This is a genomic window from Cellulosimicrobium composti, from assembly GCF_010287905.1.
In the GTDB taxonomy this organism is placed as follows: domain Bacteria; phylum Actinomycetota; class Actinomycetes; order Actinomycetales; family Cellulomonadaceae; genus Cellulosimicrobium; species Cellulosimicrobium composti.
In genome coordinates, this window is record NZ_JAAFAN010000112.1 from 1 (window position 1) to 6,889 (window position 6,889).

Annotated in this window: 3 protein-coding genes; all 3 read left to right on the top strand. The window is 75.7% G+C overall.

What is annotated here, in order from left to right; genetic code table 11:
• Window positions 1-2,445, top strand: a 2,445-nt coding sequence (locus GYH36_RS18605; protein WP_281351593.1) for an ATP-binding protein, incomplete at its 5' end; no start/stop codon positions are given.
• Window positions 2,446-2,652: 207 nt separating this feature from the next.
• A complete protein-coding gene (locus GYH36_RS19925) occupies window positions 2,653-3,837 on the top strand; it encodes a phosphatase PAP2 family protein (RefSeq protein WP_246209719.1) in 1,185 nt (394 codons plus the stop codon).
• A 154-nt stretch (window positions 3,838-3,991) separates the two neighbouring features.
• Complete coding sequence (gene topA / locus GYH36_RS18615; protein WP_162290630.1) at window positions 3,992-6,754, top strand: type I DNA topoisomerase; 2,763 nt, start codon at window positions 3,992-3,994, stop codon at window positions 6,752-6,754.
• Window positions 6,755-6,889: the final 135 nt, after the last annotated feature.

Here is a 6,889-nt window from a genome sequence, read left to right on the forward strand (position 1 = left end):
GCCCAGCTCGGGGGGTTCGCCGCCGCGGCGGGCGTCAGGCTTGCGGGGGCCTTGGCGGCCGCGGCGGGGGCGGGCCCGTCACCCGCGGGCGACGAGCCCGGGGACGCGCGCGCCGTGGCGGACGCGCTCGTCGACGCCGAGGCGTTCGCGACGCTGCGGCGCGCGGCCGACGACGCCGCGGTCCGGGTGCGCGACGAGCTCGCCCGGGCGGAGGAGCGCGCGAGCGAGGTCGCGGCCGAGCTGCGCGCCGTCGAGCAGGAGACCGCCGACGTCAAGGCCGAGCTCGCGAGCCTCGCCGACCGCCGCTCCAACCTGCCGCGCACCCACCTGGAGGTCCGGGACCGCCTGTGCGCCGGCGTCGGGCTCGCGCCGGCCGACGTGCCGTTCGTGGGCGAGCTGCTCGCCGTGCGGCCCGAGCACGCCGACTGGGAGGGCGTGGCCGAGCGCGTGCTGCGCGGCTTCGCGCTCTCGCTGCTCGTGCCCGCGGCGCACTACGAGGCCGTCGCGGCGTGGGTCGACCGCGAGCACCTCGGGCTGCGGCTCGTCTACCACCGCGTCCCCGAGCGCGTCGCCGCGGTGCGGACCGCGCCGCGCGAGGACGGCGTCCCGCTCCTCGCCGACCTGCTCGACGTGCGCCGCCTCGACGACGCGCCCGCGCTCACCGCCTGGGTCGAGGCCGAGCTCGAGCGCCGCGCCGACCACGCGTGCGCGCCCGACCTCGACGCCTTCCGCCGCCTCCCGCGCGCCGTGACGCGCGCGGGCCAGGTCAAGCACTCCCCGGACCACCACGAGAAGAACGACACGCGCGCCGTCGACGACCGCCGCGGCTTCGTGCTCGGCTGGTCCACCCAGGCCAAGATCGACGCGCTGCTCGAGCAGGCCGCCGAGGTGACGGCGCGGCGTGACGCGCTCGCCCGGCGCCGTGACGAGGCGGCCGCGGCGCGCAGCGCCCTCCAGTCCCGCTCGGCCGCGCTCGGCCGCCTCGACGTCTACCGCGACTGGGACGAGCTCGACCGCGGCGCCGAGTCGGCGCGCATCGCCGAGCTCGCCGAGGAGAAGCGCCGCCTCGAGCAGGCGAGCGACGAGCTCGGCCGGATCGCGGACCTCCTCGCGGACAACGCCCGCCGCCAGGCCGAGCTCGAGGCCGAGCGCGACCGGGTCGTCGCGACGCTCGGCGCCGACCGGCACGCGCTCGACGAGGCGCGGACCGCGCGGGAGCGGGCGCGCGCCGTGCTCGACGGCGCGGGCGAGACCCTCGACGAGGAGACGTCGGCGGCGCTCGCGGCGGAGTTCGACCGGGAGCTCGGCGCGGTCGGCGGTGCCGACGGGCCCACGCGCGCGGCGGACCTCGACGCCGTCGAGAACGCCGTGCGCTCGCGGCTCACCGCGGAGGCCGAGCAGGCGCAGCGCGAGCGCGCCGACCTCGGGACGCGGATCGCGGGCCAGATGGCCTCGTTCCGCTCCGCGTACCCCGTCGAGACGGCGGAGCTCGACGCGGACGTGCGGTCGGCCGACGGCTACCGGGAGATCCACGACCGCCTCGTGCGCGACGACCTGCCGCGGTTCGAGGCCGACTTCAAGGCGTACCTCAACACGAACGCGATCCGCGACATCGCGGGCTTCGCGGCCGAGCTCGCCAAGCAGGCCGACGTCATCCGGGATCGGATCGACACGATCAACGACTCGCTGCGCGCGATCGACTACAACCCGGGTCGGTACATCCGGCTGGAGATGTCGCGCACACCGAACCTCGAGGTGCGCGAGTTCCAGCAGGACCTGCGCGCGTGCACCGACGGCGACGGGATCCTCGCCGAGGACGACCGCGCGCTCGCGGAGGGCGACGGGTCCGTCGGCGACGGCGCGCTCGCGTACTCCGAGGACCGGTTCCTGCGCGTCAAGGCGCTCGTCGAGCGGTTCCGCGGGCGCGAGGGCATGACGGACCTCGACGAGGCGTGGCGCCGCCGCGTGACCGACGTGCGCAACTGGTTCGTGCTCTCCGCGTCGGAGCGCTCGCGCGCCGACGACTCCGAGCACGAGCACTACTCCGACTCGGGCGGGAAGTCCGGCGGGCAGAAGGAGAAGCTCGCGTACACCGTCCTCGCGGCGTCGCTCGCCTACCAGTTCAAGCTCGACTGGGGCGCGGTGCGCTCGACGGCGTTCCGGTTCGTCGTCATCGACGAGGCGTTCGGGCGCGGGTCCGACGAGTCGACGCGGTTCGCGCTCGAGCTGTTCCGCCGCCTCGGGCTGCAGCTCCTCATCGTCACGCCGCTGCAGAAGATCCACGTCATCGAGCCGTACATCTCCGCCGTCGGGTTCGTGGACAACCCGACGGGCCGGTCCTCGCGCCTGCGCACGCTGTCGATCGCGGCGTACCGCGAGGGACGGCCCGCGGGGGACGCCGCGCCGTCGGCCGCCGACCCGGTGCCCGAGCCGGCGGGACGCTGACGAGGCCCCGCTCGTCGAGGGCGACGCGGTCGGGCCGTTCTCCCCGCCCGCCGACGTCACCGGGGTGGCGGCGCGGGTGGACGATCTCCGTCGCCGTGCCGGCCGACGCAGCTCACGACGACCCGTACGTCGCCACGTGGGCGGCGTCGGTCGAGGTCTTCCCGACGTCTCTCCCGAACGCACACACACGTCCTCTACGGTGGAGGGATGCCCTCCGACCACGCCCCGACCCGACCGCTGACGACCAGCGGCGGGACGGGAACGCGGCCGCTCCCGGCGACGCCGCCGGTCCCGCCGCCCGCACCCGGCGCGGCCGCGCCGTCCCCGCAGCCCGCTCCCGCCCCGTACCCTCCCGCCCCGTACCCTCCCGCTCCGTACCCGCCGGCCCCCGCCGGGCAGGCGTACGCCGCGCCGTACGCGCCCGGACCGGCGGGACCCGTCGGACCGGGCGGACCGGCACGGTCCGCCGGGGGACCGGCCGCGGCGCCGCGGCCCGCGCCCGCACGTCCGGGCGCGCGCCCGGACGGCGAGGGGCCGAGCGTCGCGTCGCGCGTCGTCGCGGCGGTCGTCGCGGTGCTCGCCGTCGCGGGCGGGTGGCTCGTGTGGCGCTTCTTCGTCGACACCTACGCGGGGCAGATGCTCGAGCGCGCCGCGTTCGACGGCGCCGTGACGGGTCAGGGCGAGCTGTGGACGGTCGCCGAGCCGGTGCTCGACACCGTCTCGATCGCGTTCGTCGTCGGCGGCCTCGGCGCGGCGATCGGCATCGCGCTGCTGCGCCGCCGGTGGGGCCTGGCCGTGCAGGTCGCGTTCCTCGTCGTGGGCGCGAACGTCACGACGCAGCTCGTCAAGCACTCGCTCCTCGGGCGCGAGGAGCTCATCGGCGGCTGGCACTGGGAGAACTCGCTGCCCAGCGGCCACACGACCGTCGCGGGCTCCGTCGCCGCGGCCCTGCTCCTCGTCGTGCCGCGCGGGGCCCGCGCGCTCGTGGCGGTGCTCGGCGGGGCGTACACGGCGGCGACGGGGGTGTCCACCCTCGTCGGGCAGTGGCACCGCCCGAGCGACGTCGTGGCCGCCGTCCTCGTCGTCCTCGCGTGGGCCGCGCTCGTGTGCGCCTTCACGCCCCGCTCGGCGCTCGACCCGGGCGCCGGTCCGACGCCCGGCTCGACCGTCGTCGCCGTCCTGCTCCTCCTCGGCGCGGCCGCGGCCGGGGTCGCGGCGGGGCTCGCGCTGCGCGCAACGCCCGCCACGTGGGGCACGACGACGGCGCAGGACGTCACCGCGTACGCGGGGGGCGTCGCCGGGGTCCTCGCGGTGACGGCCGCGGCGTTCGCCGTCCTGCTCCTCGTCCGCCAGGCCACCGGCCGCCCGGACGCACGGGCCGTTCGGGGGTAGGGTGCGGCTGGCGCGACGGGAGTAAGGTCGTAGGCTGCCACGGCGACGACCGGAGGGTCGTCCAGCGGCACCGGACGCTCCCGCGGCGGCGCCCGACGCCGTCGGGCAGGACGCCCCGCCACCCACACGCACTCACGGACGAAAGCAGGATCGGATGCCACGCAAGCTCGTGATCGTCGAGTCGCCCGCCAAGGCTCGCAAGATCCAGGGCTACCTCGGCGACGACTACGAGGTCGAGGCGAGCGTCGGCCACATCCGCGACCTGCCGCAGCCGTCCGAGCTGCCCGCGGACATGAAGAAGGGCCCGTACGGGAAGTTCGCGGTCGACGTCGACCACGGGTTCGACCCGTACTACGAGGTGTACGCCGACAAGAAGAAGAAGGTCGCGGAGCTCAAGCGCGCGCTCAAGGACGCCGACGAGCTCTACCTCGCGACGGACGAGGACCGCGAGGGCGAGGCCATCGCGTGGCACCTCCTCGAGGCGCTCAAGCCGAAGGTCCCGGTCAAGCGGATGGTCTTCCACGAGATCACGCGCGAGGCGATCCAGCGGGCGCTGCAGAACACGCGCGACCTCGACGAGCACCTCGTCGACGCGCAGGAGACCCGCCGCATCCTCGACCGCCTCTACGGCTACGAGGTCTCGCCCGTGCTGTGGCGCAAGATCGCCCAGGGGCTGTCCGCCGGGCGCGTGCAGTCGGTCGCGACGCGCCTCGTGGTCGAGCGCGAGCGTGAGCGCATGGCGTTCGTCCCCGCGGAGTACTGGGACGTCACCGGCACCTTCGAGCACGCGGACGCGTCCGCGCCGGACGCGGGCAAGGCGTTCGGCGCGCGCCTCGTGCAGCTCGGGGACGCGCGCGTCGCGTCGGGTCGCGACTTCGACGACCGCGGGCAGCTCAAGGCGGGTGCGGCGCGCGACGGCGTCGCGCACCTCGACGAGGCCACGGCGCGGTCCGTGGTGTCGGGCCTCGCGGACGCCGCGTTCACCGTGCGCTCGCTCGAGACCAAGCCGTACACGCGCCGCCCGGCGGCGCCGTTCACGACGTCGACCCTCCAGCAGGAGGCCAGCCGCAAGCTGCGCATGTCGTCGCGCCAGGCGATGCGCACGGCGCAGTCGCTGTACGAGAACGGTTACATCACCTACATGCGGACGGACTCGCCGTCGCTCTCGGCCGAGGCCACGACGGCGGCGCGACGCCAGGCCGCCGAGCTGTACGGCCCCGAGTTCGTCCCGGAGAAGCCGCGCGTCTACGCGGCGAAGAACCAGGGCGCGCAGGAGGCGCACGAGGCCATCCGCCCCGCGGGCGACTCGTTCCGCACGCCCGCGCAGGTCAAGCGCGAGCTGAGCGACGACCAGTTCAAGCTCTACGAGCTCGTGTGGAAGCGCACGGTCGCGTCGCAGATGGCGGACGCGAAGGGCTCGACGGCCTCGGTGCGCCTCGGCGCGACGCTCTCCGCCGGCGCGGGTGACGTCGCGGGGCGTGACGCCGTCTTCGCCGCGTCCGGCACGGTCATCACGTTCCGCGGGTTCCTCGCCGCGTACGAGGAGGGCTCCGACGTCGACCGGTACGCCGAGGACGCCGCCGCGGCCGCGCCCAAGGGCGAGGACGCGCGCCTGCCGCAGATGACGGAGGGCGACGCCCTGCGCGGCGACGACCTCACCGCGGACGGGCACTCGACCTCCGCGCCGCCGCGCTACACGGAGGCGAGCCTCGTCAAGGCGCTCGAGGAGCTCGGGATCGGGCGGCCGTCGACGTACGCGTCGACGATCTCGACGATCCAGGACCGCGGGTACGTGCTCTCGCGCGGGCAGGCGCTCGTGCCGAGCTGGCTCGCGTTCGCCGTCGTGCGGCTGCTCGAGGAGCACTTCGACCGCCTCGTCGACTACGACTTCACGGCGCGCATGGAGGCCGACCTCGACGAGATCGCCGCCGGCCGTCGCGACCGGGTGGAGTGGCTCACGCAGTTCTACTTCGGCGACGCGGCCAAGGGCGCGGACGCCGAGGGCCTGCGCGACCTCGTCGCGAACCTCGGCGAGATCGACGCGCGCGGCATCAACTCGGTGCCGATCGGCGAGGGCATCCAGCTCCGCGTCGGCCGCTACGGGCCGTACGTCGAGGACCTCTCGGTCCCCGTCAAGGAGGGCGAGAACCCGCCGCGCGCGTCCGTGCCGGACGACGTCGCCCCCGACGAGCTCACGGTCGCCAAGGCGCGCGAGCTGCTCGCCGCGGGCGCGGACGACGGCAAGGTGCTCGGCACCGACCCCGCGTCGGGCAACGAGATCATCGCGAAGGCCGGCCGGTACGGGCCGTACGTCACCGAGGTGCTCGACCTCCCGCCGATCGACACGAGCCTGTCCGCCGCGGCGCAGAAGAAGGCGAAGGCGGCGCAGCCCAAGCCGCGGACCGCGTCGCTGCTCAAGACGCAGTCGCTCGACACGATCACGCTCGACGACGCGCTGCGCCTGCTCTCGCTGCCGCGCGTCGTCGGGACCGACCCGGAGTCGGGCGAGGAGATCACGGCGCAGAACGGCCGCTACGGGCCGTACCTCAAGAAGGGCACGGACTCGCGCTCGCTCCCCGACGAGGAGTCGATGTTCACCGTGACGCTCGAGGAGGCGCTCGAGCTGTACAAGCAGCCCAAGCGCGGCCGGGGTCAGCGCGCCGCGACGCCGCCGCTGCGCGAGCTCGGCGAGGACCCGAACAGCGGCAAGCCGATCGTCGTCAAGGACGGCCGGTTCGGCGCGTACGTGACCGACGGCGAGACGAACCGCACGCTCCCGCGCGACGTCACGCCGGAGTCGATCACGCCCGAGCAGGCGATCGAGCTGCTCGCGGAGAAGCGCGCCCAGGGCCCGGCGAAGAAGAAGCGCACGACGGCCCGCAAGCCCGCGGCGAAGAAGACGGCCGCCAAGAAGTAGCCCCACGCCGAACATGCGGTTGTGGGGGGGGGGGCGGGGCGGGGCGGCGCCCCCCCCCCCGGGCGGGGGGGGGGGGGGGGGGGGGGGCGGGGGGGGGGGGGGGGCGGGCCCCCCGCGCCGCCGCCGCGGCGCACG